This is a genomic window from Phyllobacterium sp. CCNWLW183 (genome assembly GCF_037203775.1).
Classification (GTDB): Bacteria; Pseudomonadota; Alphaproteobacteria; order Rhizobiales; family Rhizobiaceae; genus Phyllobacterium; species Phyllobacterium ifriqiyense.
In genome coordinates, this window is the sequence record NZ_JBBCBN010000001.1 from 259,764 (window position 1) to 279,019 (window position 19,256).

19 protein-coding genes and 1 pseudogene are annotated in these 19,256 nt (G+C 51.6%); 8 read left to right on the forward strand and 12 right to left on the reverse strand.

From position 1 onward, the window contains the following. The first annotated feature begins 211 nt into the window (after nucleotides 1-211). Entirely contained in the window at nucleotides 212-925 is a 714-nt protein-coding gene (locus V9K95_RS01315) for a DUF599 domain-containing protein (RefSeq protein WP_307285235.1), read from the forward strand. Here V9K95_RS01315 and V9K95_RS01320 read toward each other — a convergent pair. After that, a complete protein-coding gene (locus tag V9K95_RS01320) occupies nucleotides 920-2,119 on the reverse strand; it encodes an MFS transporter (protein ID WP_336440058.1) in 1,200 nt (399 codons plus the stop codon). The genes V9K95_RS01315 and V9K95_RS01320 overlap by 6 nt on opposite strands. Nucleotides 2,120-2,315: 196 nt before the next feature. Between V9K95_RS01320 and V9K95_RS01325 the strand changes: the two genes are divergently transcribed. After that, on the forward strand, nucleotides 2,316-3,281 hold the full coding sequence (locus V9K95_RS01325; protein ID WP_336440057.1) for a heparan-alpha-glucosaminide N-acetyltransferase: 966 nt from the start codon (nucleotides 2,316-2,318) through the stop codon (nucleotides 3,279-3,281). A gap of 4 nt (nucleotides 3,282-3,285) precedes the next feature. Here V9K95_RS01325 and V9K95_RS01330 read toward each other — a convergent pair whose 3' ends face one another. The 6 genes from V9K95_RS01330 to V9K95_RS01355 all read right to left on the reverse strand — a co-directional run bounded on the left by V9K95_RS01330 (nucleotide 3,286) and on the right by V9K95_RS01355 (nucleotide 9,457). Continuing rightward, on the reverse strand, nucleotides 3,286-3,672 hold the full coding sequence (locus V9K95_RS01330; protein WP_115053294.1) for a MerR family transcriptional regulator: 387 nt from the start codon (nucleotides 3,670-3,672) through the stop codon (nucleotides 3,286-3,288). A 111-nt stretch (nucleotides 3,673-3,783) separates the two neighbouring features. Next, on the reverse strand, nucleotides 3,784-5,196 hold the full coding sequence (gene mgtE, locus V9K95_RS01335; protein WP_336440056.1) for a magnesium transporter: 1,413 nt from the start codon (nucleotides 5,194-5,196) through the stop codon (nucleotides 3,784-3,786). A gap of 50 nt (nucleotides 5,197-5,246) precedes the next feature. Continuing rightward, the gene (locus V9K95_RS01340; RefSeq protein WP_442958525.1) at nucleotides 5,247-6,695 is read right to left on the reverse strand and encodes an aldehyde dehydrogenase family protein; all 1,449 of its coding nucleotides are present in this window, start codon (nucleotides 6,693-6,695) and stop codon (nucleotides 5,247-5,249) included. 150 nt (nucleotides 6,696-6,845) lie between these two features. Continuing rightward, nucleotides 6,846-7,442: an anthranilate synthase component II gene (locus V9K95_RS01345; RefSeq protein WP_336440054.1), complete on the reverse strand. Its 597-nt coding sequence runs from the start codon at nucleotides 7,440-7,442 to the stop codon at nucleotides 6,846-6,848. Further along, entirely contained in the window at nucleotides 7,439-8,833 is a 1,395-nt protein-coding gene (gene pabB, locus V9K95_RS01350; protein ID WP_336440053.1) for an aminodeoxychorismate synthase component I, read from the reverse strand. Before pabB ends, V9K95_RS01345 begins: the two co-directional genes overlap by 4 nt. Nucleotides 8,834-9,034: 201 nt before the next feature. Next, the gene (locus V9K95_RS01355; protein WP_115052990.1) at nucleotides 9,035-9,457 is read right to left on the reverse strand and encodes an Lrp/AsnC family transcriptional regulator; all 423 of its coding nucleotides are present in this window, start codon (nucleotides 9,455-9,457) and stop codon (nucleotides 9,035-9,037) included. Nucleotides 9,458-9,590: 133 nt separating this feature from the next. On the opposite strand from V9K95_RS01355, the gene rocF reads away from it, so the two are divergent. Together rocF and rocD are read left to right on the forward strand one after the other, a co-directional pair. Then, complete coding sequence (rocF, locus tag V9K95_RS01360; protein ID WP_307285255.1) at nucleotides 9,591-10,580, forward strand: arginase; 990 nt, start codon at nucleotides 9,591-9,593, stop codon at nucleotides 10,578-10,580. 24 nt (nucleotides 10,581-10,604) lie between these two features. After that, nucleotides 10,605-11,813: an ornithine--oxo-acid transaminase gene (gene rocD, locus V9K95_RS01365; protein WP_307286544.1), complete on the forward strand. Its 1,209-nt coding sequence runs from the start codon at nucleotides 10,605-10,607 to the stop codon at nucleotides 11,811-11,813. 45 nt (nucleotides 11,814-11,858) lie between these two features. Here rocD and V9K95_RS01370 read toward each other — a convergent pair whose 3' ends face one another. Next, nucleotides 11,859-12,497 carry a LysE family translocator gene (locus tag V9K95_RS01370; protein WP_336440052.1) on the reverse strand — a complete coding sequence of 213 codons (639 nt, stop codon included), beginning with the start codon at nucleotides 12,495-12,497 and terminating at the stop codon, nucleotides 11,859-11,861. 227 nt (nucleotides 12,498-12,724) lie between these two features. On the opposite strand from V9K95_RS01370, the gene V9K95_RS01375 reads away from it, so the two are divergent. Continuing rightward, nucleotides 12,725-13,765: an LLM class flavin-dependent oxidoreductase gene (locus V9K95_RS01375; RefSeq protein WP_307285261.1), complete on the forward strand. Its 1,041-nt coding sequence runs from the start codon at nucleotides 12,725-12,727 to the stop codon at nucleotides 13,763-13,765. 1 nt (nucleotide 13,766) lies between these two features. Here the strand turns inward: V9K95_RS01375 and murI are convergent, their stop codons facing one another. From murI to V9K95_RS01390, 3 genes are read right to left on the reverse strand one after another with little or no spacing between them, the layout of a single operon-like run. Continuing rightward, nucleotides 13,767-14,570 (reverse strand): glutamate racemase, encoded by an 804-nt coding sequence (gene murI, locus V9K95_RS01380; RefSeq protein ID WP_336440051.1) that lies wholly within the window; start codon nucleotides 14,568-14,570, stop codon nucleotides 13,767-13,769. Continuing rightward, nucleotides 14,563-15,429: a TrmJ/YjtD family RNA methyltransferase gene (locus tag V9K95_RS01385; protein WP_115052986.1), complete on the reverse strand. Its 867-nt coding sequence runs from the start codon at nucleotides 15,427-15,429 to the stop codon at nucleotides 14,563-14,565. The genes murI and V9K95_RS01385 overlap by 8 nt, the downstream gene beginning before the upstream one ends. Beyond that, nucleotides 15,416-15,715 (reverse strand): hypothetical protein, encoded by a 300-nt coding sequence (locus tag V9K95_RS01390; RefSeq protein WP_307285270.1) that lies wholly within the window; start codon nucleotides 15,713-15,715, stop codon nucleotides 15,416-15,418. The genes V9K95_RS01385 and V9K95_RS01390 overlap by 14 nt, the downstream gene beginning before the upstream one ends. On the opposite strand from V9K95_RS01390, the gene V9K95_RS01395 reads away from it, so the two are divergent. The 3 genes and pseudogenes from V9K95_RS01395 to V9K95_RS01405 form a co-directional block, all read left to right on the forward strand. After that, a complete protein-coding gene (locus V9K95_RS01395; RefSeq protein ID WP_307285273.1) occupies nucleotides 15,714-16,928 on the forward strand; it encodes an NADP-dependent isocitrate dehydrogenase in 1,215 nt (404 codons plus the stop codon). The genes V9K95_RS01390 and V9K95_RS01395 overlap by 2 nt on opposite strands. A gap of 154 nt (nucleotides 16,929-17,082) precedes the next feature. Continuing rightward, nucleotides 17,083-18,306, forward strand: a complete 1,224-nt coding sequence (locus V9K95_RS01400; RefSeq protein WP_336440050.1) for an aminotransferase-like domain-containing protein — start codon at nucleotides 17,083-17,085, stop codon at nucleotides 18,304-18,306. Nucleotides 18,307-18,391: 85 nt separating this feature from the next. Further along, a pseudogene (locus V9K95_RS01405) lies at nucleotides 18,392-18,520 on the forward strand (N-acetyl-gamma-glutamyl-phosphate reductase); the annotation flags it as partial. Between the two features lies 1 nt (nucleotide 18,521). Here the strand turns inward: V9K95_RS01405 and V9K95_RS01410 are convergent. Further along, on the reverse strand, nucleotides 18,522-19,058 hold the full coding sequence (locus V9K95_RS01410; RefSeq protein ID WP_336440224.1) for a hypothetical protein: 537 nt from the start codon (nucleotides 19,056-19,058) through the stop codon (nucleotides 18,522-18,524). Nucleotides 19,059-19,256 lie beyond the last annotated feature (198 nt).

The following is a 19,256-nucleotide window of genomic DNA, read 5'->3' on the forward strand; positions in this document are numbered from 1 at the left end:
ATTCGATAATGGCTGGTCGGCGAGGAAAGGCGCAGCCAGCCACCGACCTAGCCTTGCATTTATACGACATAGGGTGTGTGAGACGAAAGTCCAATAGCTATTTGTGTCAGCAATTATTGACACGAAACAGAACTGCCCGAATAAAGGTTGAATAGTACCCCATTCTCGGAGCCTGCACATCCTGGGGTCCGACCCCAAGGGTGATGGAACAATGACGAATCCGAATATGTCCTATTGGCTCGATGTTGTGGCGCTAGTGTATTTTTTCGCCGTCTGGGCGCTTTATTCGCACACCACGGCCAATGGCTTTGGTGGCAGAAAATCCCTGACATCCGAGATGAATCACGCACGAAGCCAGTGGATGACGACAATGGCCACGCGCGAGCTGCGCATGATCGATACCAGCATCATGATCGGGTTGCAGCAAGGCACAGGATTCTTTGCCTCAACTTCGATCCTGGCAATCGGCGGTTGTTTCGGCCTTCTCAACTCTTCGGGTCGCGTTCTGACCCTGTTTCACGAACTGCCATTCATCAGCGAAACAACGCAACAGCTGTTTGAGACAAAGATACTTGGTCTGCTCATCCTGTTCGCCTATGCGTTCTTTAAATTTGCCTGGTCGTACCGGCTGTTTAATTATTGCTCCATATTGATCGGCAGTGTGCCTATGGCCCGCGATAGAGGTCCCGATGATCCGCAGGTGGTTGCCGGAATCAATCGCGCCGCCGGGATAAACATTCAGGCCGGGCAGCATTTTAACAGCGGCCTTCGCGGCATATTCTTCTCGATAGGATATTTAGGCTGGTTTCTTCACCCGGCGCTGTTCATGGTCACGACAACACTGGTTGCCTTCGTGCTTTTACGCCGGCAGTTCTTCTCAAAAGCGCGCGACGTTCTCATCCGCAATGCCCAGACTGGCCTATAAACGGCGTGGCAGATATCGCCAGACGAATATGGCTGTGAACAGCATCAACGCTGCCAATGCGATAAAGATCGAGCCGAAGCTGAAGAATGTCAGGATGATCGAGTAAAAGAAGGCGGGCAGTATTTCGGAAAAATCGAGATAAGTCCGATATACAGCGGTCATTTGGGCTCGCTCATGCGGGTGTACAGCCCGAATGAATGTCGTGGATGCCAATGTATCGAGCGCGACACAGAAAAATGAACCGGAAAGCAGCATGAGTGCTGCAATCATCGGAAAACTTTCGCCAGCAATTCCCGCACCGATCAGGGCAATAGCCAATAGGATGAATATGCCGGATATTGTTCGCGTTAAACCCTGCGCCATTCCGATTTTGCCCCACAGAATGGAACCAAGAAGAAACAGATTGCCTAAAGATACGAGCAGCCCGCCGGCGAGTGATCCCTGCCCCGTCGCTACCATGAGGATCGGGCCGTAGACGAAGAAAGTGCTCCAATAACAAGAGCGGGAAAAGGCAATGAGCCAAGCCAGTCGCAACCTCGGCTGAACGACAAACCGGCGCACATTTGCAATGGGGTTTGCCGGACGGCTGGGCCCCTTTTGCAAGGCCGGGTTATCGCTAAGCCGGAAATACCAGAACAGCGTCAGCAAAAGAATGGAAAACCCGATCGATAACAAAAATGGAGCGATCATCCCGATGCGGGTGTAAAGAAAAACACCCAAAAAAGGCCCGGCCGTCCACGCGAGCGTCGCCGTTGCCATACGTACGGACTCGGCCCGGACAAGTTCGCCTTTCTTGATATGGTCCATAATGTAAAGGCTGAGCGTTATCGAAAGCGTTCCTGCCCCGAAGGTTCGAAGGAACAGTCCAATTGCCTGTCCTGATATTGTATCAAGCGCAAATGCGATGCATCCCAGCATCAGAGAAACTGAACCAGCTGTGTACACCCATCGCCGTGGAATGCGCACGATCAGCAGCGGGATCGATAAGGTTGAAATAAGCCCGAGCAAAGACATACAGGTATAAAGAATGCTGACGCTGCGTTCGCTTTGCAAAAGATCATAGGTCTGGATCGGCACCACACTAGTAATGATCGCACGGGCCATCGATTCGATGCCGAAAAGGATGGCAAATACCCGCGCTGTTGGACGCTTGGCCGTGTTGATCCAGATGGGATGACGAACTTGATTTATCACGATGGGACTTTGAAGCTTGATTCGAACGCTGCAGGAAGCATCGAACGAGAATCCATCGATAGCAGTCAATTAGGCGACATAACATGCAACTTTCGATGGATTTTTCACAATCCGTGATGGGATTGCTGAAACGTCATGGATTTTAAGCGCCAGCTCCAATAGCTTGCGGCAAACTTTAGCTACGAGATTCCATAAAATGAGCCAAAACGCTGTCTCAAATCCTCCGGTAAAAGCACGCCTTGGCAAACTCGATGTGTTGCGCGGCATCGCTCTTATTGCAATGGCGACATATCATACCGGTTGGGATTTTGAGTTCTTCGGCTATTTGGAGCCCGGCACAACCGGACATGGTATGTGGAAGCTCTATGCCCGCTGTATTGCATCGACATTTCTGGTGCTTGTCGGCTTCAGTCTCGTTCTGGCTCATAGTCGCGGCATTCGCTGGCTACCCTTCGGCATCCGACTAGCGCAAATTGTTGCCGCAGCGCTGGCAATTACAATTGCCACCTATCAATTCACCCCGGACAGCTTTGTATTCTTTGGTATACTCCATCAAATTGCGGCTGCGAGCCTTCTTGGCCTGCTTTTCTTGCGCTTGCCAGCATTTATCATCGCTTTCGCCGCTGCTGGAGTTGTTGCCGCGTCCCATTTTCTGGCATCATCGGCCTTTGATGCCCCGTGGCTATGGCCGCTGGGTCTTTCCGAAATTACGATCCGCTCCAATGATTTTGTACCGATATTTCCCTGGTTCGGAGCGGTATTGGTGGGGATGGCCCTCGCCAAAACATTCCAGCATCTCAATTTGCTGACCTTGTTTGCGGGCAATATCAAACCGGCTTGGCTGGACAAAGGGCTGCGCTTTATCGGTCGCCATAGCCTTGCCTTCTATCTGATTCATCAACCTGTGCTTATCGGTTCTGTCTACGTTATTTCGCAGATTTTCCCCCCATCCCTGCCTGCCAGCCGCTATGCGGGTGAATGTGTGCAAAGCTGCGAAGTGACCTATGACAAGGCCCTTTGCGAAAATTTCTGCGGATGTGTCGTGGGTAGATTTCAGGCAGACGGAATATTCGCTGACGCACTATCGGGAAAGCGAAATCCGCAAACCGATCCGCAAATGCAGGAAATCCAGCAGATTTGTCTTAACGAAACCGGTCAGTGAGACTTCAGGTATTAACGCCCAGCTCAGCGAGCCGCTCAATGCAGCCCTCTTCCACCTGATCTAGTTCTGCCAAGGTTTCTTCGATATCCCGGCGCTTCTGGCGCAGCTCACTGCGTTTTTCTTCCACGCGCTTCATCATAAGATGAATCTGTCCAAGCTCACCGGGGGGCGCCTTGTACATCTGGATGATTTCCTGAATCTCGGAGATCGAGAAACCCAGGCGCTTGCCACGAAGAATTTGCTTTAGCAGATGCCGATCAGAGGGACGGAATAAGCGTGTGCGCCCGCGACGCACAGGGTGGATCAGGCCTTCATCTTCATAAAAGCGCAATGTCCGGGTCGAAACACCGAACTCCCGTGTCAATTCTGTAATTGAATAATATTCGCGGATAGCAGACACAGATCATTCTCTCTTTAACCGATTGAATGTAGTGGTCACGAATTTACGTAAAAGTCAATTGAACGATTGTACTCGGTTGAAAACTTTGGTGCATAACAACTTTTATTTGAAGCCAAACCACCATGTTGCAAGGCCGAGAAATGACGAAAAGCCAACCACATCGGTGATTGTTGTCACGAATACCGCTGAGGCAATCGCCGGATCTGCGCCGAATCGGTGGAGGAGCAGCGGAATGAGGATTCCGCCAAGCGCGGCCGCCAGCATGTTGATTATCATCGCGCAAGCGATGATGCCGCCAAGATTGACGCTGCTGAACCAGAAAGCCGCGACCAGACCTATCAGTATTGCAAAGATGACGCCGTTGATCAGTCCCACGGATGCTTCACGTCTTATGATACGGCCAGCATTATAGATATCCATGTCACGTGTCGCCAGCGCGCGCACTGTAACAGTCATCGTCTGCGTGCCTGCATTGCCGCCCATGGAGGCAACAATCGGCATGAGCACGGCGAGCGCGACCATCTGCTGGATCGTGCCGTCGAAAAGCCCAATGACAGATGCCGATAGAAATGCCGTGAACAGATTGACCACAAGCCACGGCGTACGCGAGCGCGAGGTGGAAAGGATCGAGTCGGAAAGCTCTTCGTCGCCGACGCCGCCGAGGCGCATAATATCTTCCTCGGCCTCTTCTTGAATAACGTCAACGATGTTTTCAATTGTCAGAACACCGACCAGACGCTCATTTTCGTCGACAACAGCGGCAGATAGCAGATCATATTGCTCGAAAATTTGCGCAGCTTCTTCCTGGTCCATCGTTGCCGGGATCGCATGCCGTGTTTCGTGCATGATATCTTCGATCTTCGTATCGCGGCGCGTGCGCAAGATGCGATCAAGATCAATGGCGCCCAGCAGCCGAAACATCGGATCAATGACAAATATCTGCGAAAAGGATTCCGGCAGATCATCATTCTCGCGCATATAGTCGATGGTCTGCCCCACCGTCCAGAACGGCGGCACAGCCACAAACTCGGTCTGCATGCGGCGGCCAGCCGTCTCTTCCGGATAACCCAGTGAACGCCGGAGGCGCACCCGCTCGGTAAATGGCAATTGCGCCAGAATCTCGTCGCGGTCTTCCTGATCGAGATCTTCAAGAATGTAGACGGCATCATCGGAATCGAGGTCCTGAACGGCTTCGGCAATCTGCCTGTTTGGCATTGCATCGACGATTTCGAGGCGGACAGCCTCATCTACCTCGGTGAGCGATGCAAAGTCGAACTCATCGCCAAGCAATTCAACCAATGCGCGCCGCTGTTCTGACTGCAAGGCTTCAAGAACATGACCCAACTCGGATTGATGCAGCTTGCCAACATGCGAACGCAGAAACAGCACATCGCGATCGGCAATAGCCGCGCCGACGCGAGCGAGATAAGACGAGCGCACAGCGCCATCTTCGCCATAGATGTCCACGTCCTCAACGTCAGGCGCGGCATTGCTCAGGCGTTCTGTTTCATCCATTCTGTCCGCACCCGTCTGCTGGCATCAATCGTCGTTCAGGCAATACAGGCTCAAGCGGTGCTGTCTTCCCAACCGCTTATGGCCTTCACTTCTAGGAAGTCTTCAAGGCCCCAATGACCGCCTTCGCGGCCGATACCTGACTGCTTATAGCCACCGAAAGGTGCATCTGCCGCATGGCTCGCGCCATTGATACGCACCATGCCTGCACGAAGCTGCTTCGATACGCGTTTGATGCGCTCAACATTACCGGACTGAACATAGGCGGCAAGGCCATAGGGCGTGTCATTGGCGATTTCGACAGCCTCCTCTTCTGTATCAAAGGGAATCATCGTCAGAACCGGACCGAATATTTCTTCGCGAGCAATGGTCATGCCGTTGTTCACGTCAGCAAAAACGGTCGGGCGGACATAGTAGCCACGATTGAAACCCTCGGGACGTCCGGTTCCGCCGGCAATGAGCCGCGCGCCTTCCTTGATGCCCTGTTCTATCAGACCCTGCACCTTGTTGAACTGAAGTTCGGAAACCAAGGGGCCCATATGGTCACCTTCCTGGGAAGGATCGCCAACCTTGGTCGCTTTGGCCGTTTGTGCGGCAACTTCTGTTGCCTTGTCATAGACAGAACGTTCGACGAGCATGCGTGTCGGCGCGTTGCAGGACTGTCCGGTATTATTGAACACATGGGCAACGCCGCGCTTTACCGCTGCTTCAACATCCGTGTCAGCGAAAACAATGTTTGGTGATTTACCACCAAGTTCCAGCGAAACCCGCTTGACCGTATCGGCAGCAGCTTTGGTGACAGCAATGCCAGCGCGCGTAGAACCGGTAAAGGACATCATATCAATGCCCGGATGGCGTGACATAGCTTCGCCCACAGTCGGCCCATCGCCATTGACGAGGTTGAAAACACCTGCGGGCAAGTCAGAAGCGTCAATAATTTCCGCAAAGAGCATGGAGGACATTGGTGCAACTTCAGATGGCTTCAGAATGACTGTGCAGCCCGCAGCAATCGCAGGAACGACTTTCAGCACCACCTGATTCATCGGCCAGTTCCAAGGTGTAATGAGGCCGCAAACGCCAATTGCCTCATAGGCGATACGTACATTCTTGTTGTGTGCATCAAGCGGGCGTTCGAATTCGAAATTCTTCAGCGCGCGCTGAAAGGCCTTGAGGTGCCCCATTCCTGAAGCCGCCTGTTCTTCGAGCGCCATGGTCATGGGCGCACCCATCTCAGACGATATTGCCCTGGCCATATCGGAGAGGCGCGATTCGTAAACGGCGATCAGGCGTTCCAGCCAAGCGAGGCGATCCTCGCGGGTGCTGACACTCCACGTGGTGAAGGCATTGCGGGCAGCGATAACTGCTTTGTCCACATCAGCGGCAGAACCAAGAGAGATCGTGGCAAATGCTTGCTCGTCAGCCGGGTTGATCACTTCAAGCTCTTTGGCGACAATTGGAGCTATCCATTTTCCATCAATATAGAAATCGGTCTTGCGCAGCATGATCTGTCTCCTGCTCATTTGCTTTATAAAAGGCGATTGTAACAAGACCGCCCACGATCGGCGGACGTCATATTGTGTGTGTAGCGAGGATAGGCGAAACGTCCAACAGGAATATCGAACAAAGAGGCGAAAATTGCGGCGCGCGCTAATTTACACCTTTATTTGTTCGCGATTGAACTGCCGTGCAAGCCGCAAAAAATTCCCGAGCATGGCATGACCATACTCGGTCAATACGGATTCCGGATGGAACTGAACGCCATGGGTTGGGTGGCTTGCATGGGTCAGCCCCATGATTTCACCCGAGCTGGAACGCGCATTAATCAATAATGGACCCGCTTGCGGTTCGTACTCCACGATCAATGAATGATAGCGTCCCGCTTTAAGGGGGCTCGGCAGGCCCTTGAAAACACCCGTGCCGTCATGCTGGATTGCCGACGAGCGACCATGCATTGGTTCGCGCGCCCGCACAACGCTGCCGCCAAACACTTCTCCGATACATTGATGGCCGAGACATATGCCGAGTATAGGAATTTCCCCGCTCAGCTGTTCGATAATTGCCAGCGACTGCCCGGCTTGGCGCGGTCCGCATGGTCCCGGTGAAAGGATAATGGCCTCTGGAGCGAGGTGCTTTACTGCTTCAGCTGATATGGCGTCGTTTCGAACCACTTTCGGGATCGCGCCAAGCTCTGCGAAATAGCGTGAAACGGTAAAAACAAAAGAATCGTAATTATCGATGATCAGGATCACGGCGCATCCTCTTCAAAAACGCTGAAGATGCGAGCGGCTTTATCAAGGGTTTCCTGATACTCGGCTGCCGGATCCGACAGCGCTGTTATCCCGCCGCCAGCTTGAAAAATAGCCTTGCCGCCCTGAAACAACACGGTTCGGATCCCGATATTGCTGTCGCAATTACCATTGAAACCCATATAGCCTATCGAACCGCAATAAATGCCCCGCGCCTGCCGCTCGATCTCGGTAATGATCTCCATTGCCCGCAACTTTGGAGCGCCGGTTATTGATCCTCCGGGGAATGATGCAGCGATCAGATCCATCAATGATGTGTTTTTGGCCAACTCGCCAGTCACCACCGAAACCAGATGATGAACGCTGGCATAGGTTTCCAGACCGCAAAGCACTGGCGTCAGAACCGAGTGTGGACGACAAACGCGCGACAGATCATTGCGCATCAGATCGACAATCATCAGATTCTCAGCGCGATCCTTTTCAGATCCAAGAAGCATGTCGGCAAGTTGCTTATCCTTCACAGGATCGGAAGATCGCGGCATTGTGCCTTTGATCGGCCGTGTCTCGACGTGGCTTCCAGTGACAGCGAGAAACCGCTCCGGTGAACTTGACGCAATAATGATGTCACCATGATCGAGAAAAGCAGCGAAAGTTGCAGCATTTTTCTGGCGCAATTGCTTGTAGAACTGCCAGGGCGCATAATTTTCGGGAAGGTTTGCGCTGAAACACTGGGCAATGTTCGCCTGAAAAATATCTCCATCGAGAATATATTCCACGACTCGGCTCACCGCCTGCATATAGCTTTCACGGTCAAAATTGGAGTTCCACTCTGTACGGGGGATGGCTGGCTTTCGTTCCGCAACGCCGCTTTCCAATCTGGTGAGTTGGTCTAAAAACAGTCCTGCCCTCTCCGCAGCGCGCTCTGCACGAGCACTTTTTTCCAGTTCCGGAAACCCGGTTGAAATCAGCCAAACTTTTTGTTCTGTGTGATCGAAGGCCAGAACGACATCATAAAAATTCCATATGGCATCCGGCATTGTCCCTTGTTCTGGCACTTCTGGCTTTGGCAATCGCTCAAGCAAGCGCCCGAATTCATAAGAGAAATAGCCTATCGCGCCTCCCTGGAATGGCGGCAATCCGGCTTGTTCTACCGTGCGGTATAATTCGAGATAATGTGAAATAGCGTCCCGTGCGGGCATACTCACCAGCTCATTATTCCATCTTACACTGCCCTGATCGGCGATCAGCTGACCGAACGGATCAGCGGCCACGTAGGAGTACCGTCCGAGGGATTCGTGACGCATCGCACTGTCGAGAAAGCTCAATCCTCCGAGCGCCCGCAAACTTTCGGCAGCATCGACAGGCTCCAGCCATGGAATTTCACGAATATGCAAATGGCTCTCCCGAGAGTATCAGCACCGGACATTAGATATTTTTACAGTAACATTATGCGTGGTTCGACGGGGCTCACCATGAGAAAAGTGGTTTGGCTGCTTTATAAAACAGCTCATAGAAACTGTCTTAAAATCAACTCACCTTCCTCATGGTGAGCCCCGTCGAACCACGCATAATGCTGGTGCAAACATTATAATCGCTTAGCTTTTACGCGTAGACAAAAGGATACTTGTCTCTGTTGAGGTGATTCCGTCAATGTGGCGAATATCACGCAACGTTTTGTCAAAAGCCTCAAGGGTCTCGACCTCAATCTCAGCAACAATATCCCAGCGCCCATTGGTGGTATGCATGGCCCGGATTTCCGGGAAACCCTGAAGGCGGCGAATAACCTTCTCGCCACCCTGCCCGGCAACTTCGATCATGGCGATGGCCCGTACTCCATAGACACCAGCGCCAGCTTTCAAGGTGATTGTGAAGCCCTGAATAGTGCCATCATTGGTCATTTTGTCGATACGAGTGCGCACGGTGGCGCGCGATATGCCCAGGATTGTAGCCATCGATGAAACCGGCAGGCGGCAATCATCTCTCATCAATGACAAAAGCCGACGATCAATGTCATCCATACCTATCAAACCGATCAATATTATTAAGCAAACTGCTCATTATGTTGCGCATTTCTATCAAGATGCTGGCTTTTTGTCACCATTAAAAAATGCGAACATCAGGAAACGACAATCTGCGAAATGGCGACGATTCATGAATATGCACGGCAATTTTGATGATACTCAAAAGCAAAACCTGACCATTATCGGCGCCCCTATTGAAGAGGGCGCAGGTCGGCTTGGCGCATTGATGGGACCGGCCGCTTTGCGCACGGCAGGGCTTGTGCGTACACTTGAAGAACTCGGCCATGCTGCGGAAGATCGCGGCGACCTGCACCTTCCTGAAATATTGCCCAATGTCCCGCCGGTTAACGGTCTTGCCCATCATATTGAAGAAATCGCCGCATGGTCGCGCATGCTGGCGATCGAAACCTATAACGCAATGAAATCAGGCTCTTTTCCGATTATTCTTGGTGGCGATCATAGTCTTTCCATCGGATCGGTCGGCGGCATTGCGCGCTATTGTGAAGAGCAGAATCGTGAACTCTTCGTGCTTTGGCTTGATGCGCATTCTGATTTCAATACGCCTGCCACTTCGCCATCCGGCAACATGCATGGCATGCCTTTGGCTCTTTTGTGCCGGGAACCCGGCCTCGAAGGAGTTTTCGGCGATGAACCGCATGGTTTCGTCAAACCGGAAAACCTCCACCTTTTCGGCATCCGCTCAATTGACAGCACCGAGCGCGTGCTTCTGCGGGAACGGGGTATTGATGTCGTTGATATGCGCCAGATCGATGAGTTCGGCGTTGCACCGCTCCTGCGCCGAATTCTCGAACGCGTGCAAAAGGCAAATGGCGTTCTTCATGTCAGCTTTGACGTCGATTTTATTGACCCGTCCATTGCACCCGGTGTTGGCACCACAGTGCCCGGCGGCGCGACCTATCGTGAAGCACATCTCGTCATGGAAATGCTGCATGATTCAGGGGTCGTCTGCTCGCTCGATGTTGTCGAGCTGAACCCTTTTCTGGACGAGCGAGGCAAGAGCGCTTTGTTGCTCGTCGATCTCGTGGCCAGCCTTTTTGGCCGCTCAGTTTTCGGAAAACCAAATCGCGTTGATCAGGGCACAACCGCTATCAACGCTTGAATATGGCAATAGGAGGATATTTTGCTGCACACAGCCGCCGATCTCATTTCTACCGAATCCCGTCTTGGGGCACATAACTACAAACCCCTCGACGTGGTGCTGGAGCGCGGTGAAGGTGTCCATGTGTGGGATATTGAAGGCAATCGCTATCTAGATTGCCTGTCTGCCTATTCAGCGGTCAATCAGGGGCATTGCCATCCCAAAATTCTAAAGGCCATGACTGAGCAGGCCAGCAAGTTGACGCTGACCTCCCGCGCCTTTCGCAATGATCAGCTTGCCTTGTTTTATGAAGAACTGGCAGCACTGACCGGCTCCCATAAAATTCTACCCATGAACAGTGGCGCGGAAGCTGTCGAAACTGCGATCAAGGCCGTTCGCAAATGGGGTTATGAAGTAAAAGGCGTTCCGGAAAACAGTGCGGAAATCATCGTCTGTTCCGATAACTTTCATGGCCGGACCATGGGAATTGTTGGCTTCAGCACCGATCCTTCAGCGCGAGAAAACTTCGGACCATTTGCTCCCGGCTTCAAGGTGGTTCCCTTTGGCGACATCGATGCGTTCAGCGCCGCCTTGACCCCTAATACGGTTGCCTTCCTTGTTGAACCCATTCAGGGCGAAGCTGGCGTTATCATTCCACCCCAAGGCTATTTCACTAAAGTGCGCGAGCTTTGCACCAGCAATAATGTGACGCTTATTCTTGATGAAATCCAGACAGGGCTTGGCCGGACAGGCGCGCTACTTGCTGAAGAACATGAAGGCATCGAAGCCGACGTAACGTTAATAGGAAAAGCGCTTTCCGGCGGTTTTTATCCGGTTTCTGCCGTTCTTTCCAATACCGACGTGCTTGGCGTCCTAAAGCCTGGTCAGCATGGCAGCACGTTTGGCGGAAACCCGCTTGCCTGCGCAATTGCCAGAGCAGCGCTCCGCGTCCTTACAGAAGAAGGCATGATCGAGAATTCCCGGGTCGAAGGTCAGTACTTCCTTGAACAGCTAAAGGGCATTCGTAGCAACATCGTGCGGGAAGTCCGTGGCCGTGGGTTGATGCTGGCCGTCGAATTGCATCCTGAAGCCGGTGGCGCAAACCGCTTCTGCTATGAGCTGAAAGAGCGTGGCATTCTTGCCAAGGATACCCATGGCGACACAATCCGCATTGCCCCGCCTTTAGTTATCAAGCGCGATCAGGTGGATTGGGCGCTCGAACAATTCGATGAAGTACTGACAAGGCTCAACTAACACAAAACCAAAACTGCTCTGTACTCTGAGTTGTGCGGAGCAGTTTTAGATAGCTGGCCGGTAAGTAGCCAGTTTCAGCCCAAACCCGATGAAAACAACGCCTGTCACCCCCTTGAGCCAGCGCTGGAATTTTCCTTGCCGTGTGAAGGCCGTCAGCTTTGAAAAAAGAAACACAATCGAGCCGAACCAGACAATATTGATCATGGAATGCAGGAAAACGAGCAGAAAAGCTGATGCTACGGGATGAGCATTCAAAGGAATGAATTGCGGGAAAATCGCAAGATAAAACATTGATACTTTGGGATTCAAGCCATTCGTCAGCAACCCCTCGAAGAACGCCTTCAAAAGAGTACGCTGACGCTTTGCGGGGGCGATCTTGGGTGCAGTTTCAACACCCTTGAAGGCAGCCATCAGCGCCTTAATTCCGATCCAGCACAAATAAGCCACGCCAATATATTTGACGATCATAAATGCCGTTGCGGATTTCATGACAATGATGGAAATACCCAGAATTGACAAAGCGCCATGTATGTAAAATGCGGTAAAGAATCCCGCAATATTGGCAAATCCGGCTGCGCGGCCAGAGGTCGGAACCGTCTTGGCAATCAACATGCCGTTGGGTCCGGGTGACGTGACCAAAAGCGTGGCAGTGATCACGAAGGCAAATATTACTGACCAGCTCATATGCGTCACCATCCTTTTGCTTTTGCATATATCTGACAAATGAACATGAATTAGTCACTGCGAATCTTGTCACGGTGGCATGTTCAGCCGGGCATTCCACGCAAATCACGTTTCGCCTGCAAATTGAACGGTCACTTTTTGGTGCCTCGGACACTGAAATGTGCGTTCTTCACAATACCAGTCGACAAGCTTACCTACGGTCTAGTTTGAAAACGAAGAGCACAATCATGGAACTTGGCATTTATACATTTGCGGGTATGAGCCCGGACCCAACAACCGGTGTTGCGATTGATGCTCATCAAAGGATGCAGAATCTCATTGAAGAGATGGAACTGGCGGATCAGGTTGGGCTGGATGTATTTGGTATTGGAGAGCATCACCGCCCTGACTTTGTAATCTCTACACCTGCAGTAGCGCTCGCCGCTGGCGCTGCCCGCACCAAGAATATTCGCCTTACCAGCGCCGTTACCGTTCTGAGTTCAGAAGACCCGGTACGGGTGTTCCAGGAATATGCCACACTTGATCTGATTTCGTCTGGCCGCGCTGAGATCATGGCCGGACGCGGCTCTTTCATCGAGTCTTTCCCTTTATTCGGATATGATCTTCGCGATTATGATGAGCTTTTCACAGAAAAACTCGATCTATTGCTGAAGCTACGCGAAAGCACGCGTGTGACATGGCACGGCAAATTGCGGGCACCATTGGATAACATCGCTGTATATCCCCGCCCGGTGCAAAATCCCTTGCCCGTATGGATTGCTGTCGGTGGAACGCCGGAATCGGTTGTCAGAGCCGGCACGCTGGGACTGCCGCTTGCCGTTGCGATCATCGGCGGCGAGCCGCATCGCTTCGCGCCTTTGGTTGAACTCTATCGTGAATCGGGAAGCAAAGCTGGACATTCCCCGGAGACGCTCAAGGTTAGTATCAACTCGCATGGCTATGTGGCTGATACGTCGCAAGAAGCCGCTGATGGATACTGGCCATCTTACGAAGTTGTCATGAATAAAATCGGCCGCGAACGTGGCTGGCCGCCGAGCAATCGTGCGCAATATGAAGCTGGACGCACGCCTCGGGGCGCTCTCTTGGTTGGTTCTCCGCAAGAGATCATCGACAAGATCATGCTGCAATATACTTACTTCAAACATGATCGCTTCATGTTGCAGATTGATCTTGGCAGCTTGCCGCATAAGAACACGCTCAAAGCGATTGAGCTTTACGGTACGAAGGTAGCGCCGGTCATCCGCAAAGAGCTTGGTCAGCTTGGCTGAGCTAGACCGGATTTAGTCCAAAACCCTGCAACAGACGCCGCGTTGGAAAATCCGGCAAGCCTGAGGTGAACACGGCGATATCGCCACCATGTTCCGGCTCCACACCGTCGACATTGGGCTTGAGCAAGGATAATGCCCGCCTTGCTATGGCTTCAGCTGGATCAAGCCAATCCACGGGCCAGGGAGCAAGGCGGCGAAATACATTAACCAGTAGCGGATAGTGGGTGCAGGCCAGCACCACGATATCCGTACGCTTGCCGTCCTTCTCGTAGAAGCACGGCATAATTTCGTCCAGCAGTGCCGCATCATCCAGCTTATCGCCACGCATGTGCATTTCAGCCATTCGAGCGAGTGTTTGACTGCCGACAAGCCTCACGTGGCATTTTGTGGCAAAAGACTGGATGAGATCACGCGTATAGGCGCGTTTCACAGTGCCCGGCGTTGCCAGAACGCTGATCAGACCTGAAGACGTTCTTTCGGCTGCTGGTTTGATCGCGGGAACTGTGCCCACAAACGGCACTGCTGGAAATGCTTTACGCAAATCATCCAGCACGAGTGTCGATGCCGTATTGCAAGGAATGATCACTATTTCAGGATCATAAGTTTTAATGAAACCATCGAAAAGGCCGATGATACGCTGCTTCAAAGCCTCTTCTTCCCAATCGCCATAAGGAAAACCGGCATCATCGGCGATATAGACAAAGCGGCGATCTGGAATGAGCACCCTCGCCTCGCGCAGGACTGTAAGACCTCCAATACCGCTGTCAAAAGCAATAATTGGTCTGTCGCTGGCCGTATTATTCATCGCTTGATGAATCCCTGTCCAAAGTTTGCATGTCATTTTCTGGCGGCATGGACTTTTCGCGCTTGCGCCCCTCGGGCGCGCCGGAACCGCGCGGGGTCTTTGGACTGAAGTAATCCAGCGAAACAACAACGCCGCGTAGCAGTCTTAATTCTGACTCGGAAAAACCAGCTCGCGTCAGTACTCCGCGCAGATTATTGACCATAATCTCCTTACGCGCCATGGGACGGAAGTAACCGCGAGCTTGAAGCGCATCTTCAAGATGGTTGAAAAATCCTTGCAATTGCTCTTTCGGAGCAGGCTCAAGTTCCGGGCCGCGAAAGGCCGTATCGGTTTCCTTTGCAAGTCCTGATTTCATCCACTCGTAAGACATGAGGAGCACTGCCTGCGCGATATTCAACGAAGAAAAAGCCGGATTGACGGGAAAGGTCACAAGTTCATCAGCGAGGCTGATTTCGTCATTGTTGAGGCCGAAACGTTCGCGACCAAACAGAATTCCGGTTTTTTCTTTATTGTTGAAACGTTGCCGCAATATCTGTCCAGCTTCAACAGGACCACGCACCTGCTTGAAAGCGTCACGTTCGCGAGCCGTGGTCGCGTAGACAAAATGCAAATCCTTGATCGCCGAAGCCAGATCATCAAAAACCTTTGCATTATCGATAATATGATCGGCACGACTGGCAGCCGAACGCGCCTTCTCATTTGGGAAGGTTTCGCGCGGCTTGACCAATCTCAACTCGGCCAGTCCAAAATTTGCCATTGCACGCGCCACCATGCCGATATTTTCCGGCAATTGCGGCTCTACCAGAATAATTGCCGGGCCTTCCGCAATAAGGGTGCGCTGTCTGTCAGTTCCGGCCATTTTCAATCCTTGCTTTGATTGCGCCGTAATAGCTCGCGTTTTTTTTACACAAAACCCCAAAAATCTTATTTTGACTGCTGGAGAAGGATTTTGCGCCATTAAAAGCGTTGCGGCGACCTTTGGGCATCAAAAAACAAGCATGGCGTTGTGATGCAATCCAACTGTTTGCGCGAAACCATGTGCGAGCGTCTTTGCGTAACTGTTTTCCAATGCTATAGGGGCGCGAACCCTCAATCAAACCAAAGCCGGCATCCCAAACCCGGCAAAAAAGAGGCCCAATATTCATGGCAAAGATCAAGGTTGCAAATCCGGTTGTCGAGCTCGACGGCGATGAGATGACTCGCATCATCTGGCAATATATCAAGGAAAAGCTGATTCATCCTTACCTCGATATTGATTTGAAATATTATGATCTGGGCATGGAACACCGCGATGCAACGGATGATCAGGTAACGATCGACGCTGCAAACGCTATCAAGCAATATGGTGTGGGCGTAAAGTGCGCCACCATTACGCCTGACGAACAGCGCGTTGAAGAATTTGGCCTGAAGAAGATGTGGAAGTCGCCTAACGGCACCATCCGCAATATTCTTGGCGGCGTTATTTTCCGCGAGCCTATCATCGCCAAAAACGTTCCCCGTCTGGTTCCAGGCTGGACACAGCCAATCATCGTTGGCCGTCATGCCTTTGGTGATCAGTACCGCGCGACAGATTTCAAGTTCCCCGGCAAGGGCAAGTTGTCGATCAAGTTCGTCGGCGAAGATGGCCAGACCATTGAGCACGATGTCTATGACGCACCAAGCGCTGGTGTAGCCATGGCCATGTACAATCTTGACGACTCAATTCGCGATTTTGCGCGTGCATCATTGAACTACGCATATAATCGCGGCGTTCCTTGCTATCTGTCGACCAAGAATACAATTCTCAAAGCCTATGACGGCCGCTTCAAGGACATTTTCCAGGAAGTCTTCGATACGGAGTTCAAGGAAAAGTTTGCAGAAAAGAAGATCGGCTATGAGCATCGCCTGATCGATGACATGGTTGCTTCGGCACTGAAATGGTCTGGCGGCTACGTATGGGCTTGCAAGAACTATGATGGCGACGTTCAGTCTGACATCGTTGCGCAAGGCTTTGGCTCGCTTGGTCTGATGACTTCCGTTCTGATGACCCCAGATGGCCAGACAGTGGAAGCAGAAGCTGCTCATGGCACGGTTACCCGTCACTATCGCCAGCACCAGAAGGGACAGGAAACATCGACAAACTCCATCGCGTCGATTTTTGCATGGACCCGCGGTCTGGCACATCGTGCCAAGCTTGATGGCAATGCCGAACTGGATCGCTTCGCAAGCACGCTTGAAAAAGTCTGTGTCGACACCGTTGAATCGGGCTTCATGACCAAGGATCTGGCGCTTTTGATCGGCCCTGATCAGCCTTGGCTCTCAACAACAGGCTTCCTCGACAAGATCAGCGAAAATCTTACAAAAGCTATGGCTGCCTGATAAAACCACTTGAATTCAAAAGCCCCGTTCACACTGTGACGGGGCTTTTTTAATAAATGCGGTCTTTTTTGCTCCAAAGCAATAAATATACGACAGCATTGTTGACATATTATCTGTTTTGCAGTCGAGTGCCTGCAAAATTGCGGAGGAAGAAATGAGCAATCGCAACGACCGATATTCAACGCGCATCGATAATATGCGTGCTTCCGAAGTTCGCGAACTGCTCAAGCTCCTGGATCAGCCCGGCATTATCTCTTTTGCCGGCGGCATACCTGATCCGGCGCTGTTTCCGAAAGATGCGATTCAGGAAGCTTACAACGCGATCCTGAGTGAAAATGCTGGCGCAGCACTGCAATATTCGGTCAGCGAGGGTTATAAGCCACTGCGTGAGTGGCTCGCTGGCCATATGGCATCGCTCGGTGTTGAATGTACGATAGACAATATCATCATTACCACGGGTTCTCAGCAGGCGCTCGACTATCTGGGTAAGCTGTTTATTTCGCCAGGCGATACGATACTTACCACCTGGCCCACCTATCTCGGAGCGCTTCAGGCATTCAATGCCTACGAGCCACGTTATGATCGTCTGACACCGGAAGGCGGCAATACGACCCCTGCAGCTTATATGCAGAGCGCAGAGAAAGCCGGCGGGCAGGTAAAACTCGCCTATCTTACCGCTGATTTTTCCAATCCGACTGGCGAAACTATTGGACGCAGCGAGCGTGCCAAGCTGATCGAGCTTGCCCATGAGCTCGATATTCCCCTCATAGAAGATGCCGCTTACCGGTCACTGCGGTTCAACGGCGAGAACGCCCCTTCCATGCTTGCTCTCGATATTGAGCGCGAGGGAAACATTGACAAGACGCGGGTTATTTACTCCGGCAGTTTTTCAAAAACCCTGACGCCCGGCCTTCGAGTGGGCTGGGTTTGTGCGGCAAAGCCCATCATCTCCAAGCTGGTCCTGATAAAACAGGCTGCCGATTTGCACAGCCCAACAATCAACCAGATGGTTATTCACCATGTGGCTGAGCGGCATTTCGACCAACAGGTCAGCAAGGCCTGCGATAGCTACAGGCTGCGCCGCGATCACATGTTGCAAGCCTTACAAAATTACATGCCAGAGGGTGTTACCTGGACAAAACCGGAAGGCGGAATGTTTGTGTGGATGACGCTACCCGAACATATGGACGGTGCGGATCTGCTGGCAAAATCGATAAAAGAAATCCAGGTGGCTTTCGTGCCCGGATCCGCATTCTTTGCCGATGGCAGCGGCAAGAACACAATCAGACTGAACTACTCCCTGCCAAATGCCGAAGCCATTGATACGGGTATGGCCCGCTTGGGAACGCTTATCAAAAACCAATTGGCTGTTTGTTAAGCGCCATTTTAATTAGCTCACACAATGTTGCCGGACATAAACAGTTCCCGGCGGCATTGGTTCAAAGATGATTCACAAATCAGTGCACAAACGTGTTCCCGAATTGCAGATGCATGGTCGCCTTGACCGCAAACCGATTTTCAGCGCCAGCGTTGACCTTGTCCAAGGTATGATTGTGCAAATGCAGGTCTATACGAGCGATCTTAATGGTAATGCTATTGATCGCCCTCCTGCCCGGCCACAACCTGTTCTGCTGAAGAGCTTACAGATGGCGCGGCAGGTGGACCGAGTTTACTCTTGAGTTTCAGAGCATCGCGAAAGGCCTGTGGGTTCACCTTGCCAACCACCTTACCCGACTTGCCAACGAGCTCAAAGGCAAACCCATTGGACGACGCCTCCAGGAACTCTGCTTCGGTCAAGATCACAATGCCATTCGAAAAGACCATGCACGGCGCCTGAAAACATGGCTGCCTCTCGAAAGTGCCTTTGGTGAATTCAAGCCGTTTTCCAAAACTCCAGGCTTCCTCGAAATTAACCCTGTCAAAAGCCGCATAGACAGTTTTGAAGCCGTAACCGGCCGTCGTCGAATAGAATGGTTGAACTTGCAAGAAAGAGAATACTGCATAGTAAGCCGTGGCAATCGAACCATATGCCGTCTTGTCGTTCATATGAACATCGTTCACAACACTTGGTGGAGTTAAACAAGAACTCAGAGAAATCGAAATAAACAATAAACCAAGTATTCTCTTCACGGAATTCCCTAAATATTTAAAAGAAAATACAAATTTTGCGTGTGACTGTAAAATATACAATTCAATAAGATCAATAAGAAATATAAAGTATTTCAATGCACTTACAGAGTTTAAATAAAAACTCAAAACACGCAATAAACAATAAGTCTAATGACCAATATATGCCCAATAACAATTAAAAAGTGTACTCCTACCCGA

Bases quoted from the DNA above. Each gene is read 5' to 3' on its own strand.
- mgtE (WP_336440056.1), bottom strand. From the start codon at position 5,196: ATGGATGAAACAGAACGCCTGAGCAATGCCGCGCCTGACGTTGAGGAC.
- V9K95_RS01340 (WP_442958525.1), bottom strand. From the start codon at position 6,695: ATGCTGCGCAAGACCGATTTCTATATTGATGGAAAATGGATAGCTCCA.
- V9K95_RS01400 (WP_336440050.1), top strand. From the start codon at position 17,083: ATGAGCAATCGCAACGACCGATATTCAACGCGCATCGATAATATGCGT.
- V9K95_RS01315 (WP_307285235.1), top strand. From the start codon at position 212: ATGACGAATCCGAATATGTCCTATTGGCTCGATGTTGTGGCGCTAGTG.
- V9K95_RS01385 (WP_115052986.1), bottom strand. From the start codon at position 15,429: ATGGCCGGAACTGACAGACAGCGCACCCTTATTGCGGAAGGCCCGGCA.
- V9K95_RS01325 (WP_336440057.1), top strand. From the start codon at position 2,316: ATGAGCCAAAACGCTGTCTCAAATCCTCCGGTAAAAGCACGCCTTGGC.
- V9K95_RS01370 (WP_336440052.1), bottom strand. From the start codon at position 12,497: ATGAGCTGGTCAGTAATATTTGCCTTCGTGATCACTGCCACGCTTTTG.
- rocF (WP_307285255.1), top strand. From the start codon at position 9,591: ATGAATATGCACGGCAATTTTGATGATACTCAAAAGCAAAACCTGACC.
- V9K95_RS01395 (WP_307285273.1), top strand. From the start codon at position 15,714: ATGGCAAAGATCAAGGTTGCAAATCCGGTTGTCGAGCTCGACGGCGAT.
- V9K95_RS01355 (WP_115052990.1), bottom strand. From the start codon at position 9,457: ATGGATGACATTGATCGTCGGCTTTTGTCATTGATGAGAGATGATTGC.
- murI (WP_336440051.1), bottom strand. From the start codon at position 14,570: ATGAATAATACGGCCAGCGACAGACCAATTATTGCTTTTGACAGCGGT.
- V9K95_RS01375 (WP_307285261.1), top strand. From the start codon at position 12,725: ATGGAACTTGGCATTTATACATTTGCGGGTATGAGCCCGGACCCAACA.
- V9K95_RS01390 (WP_307285270.1), bottom strand. From the start codon at position 15,715: ATGAATATTGGGCCTCTTTTTTGCCGGGTTTGGGATGCCGGCTTTGGT.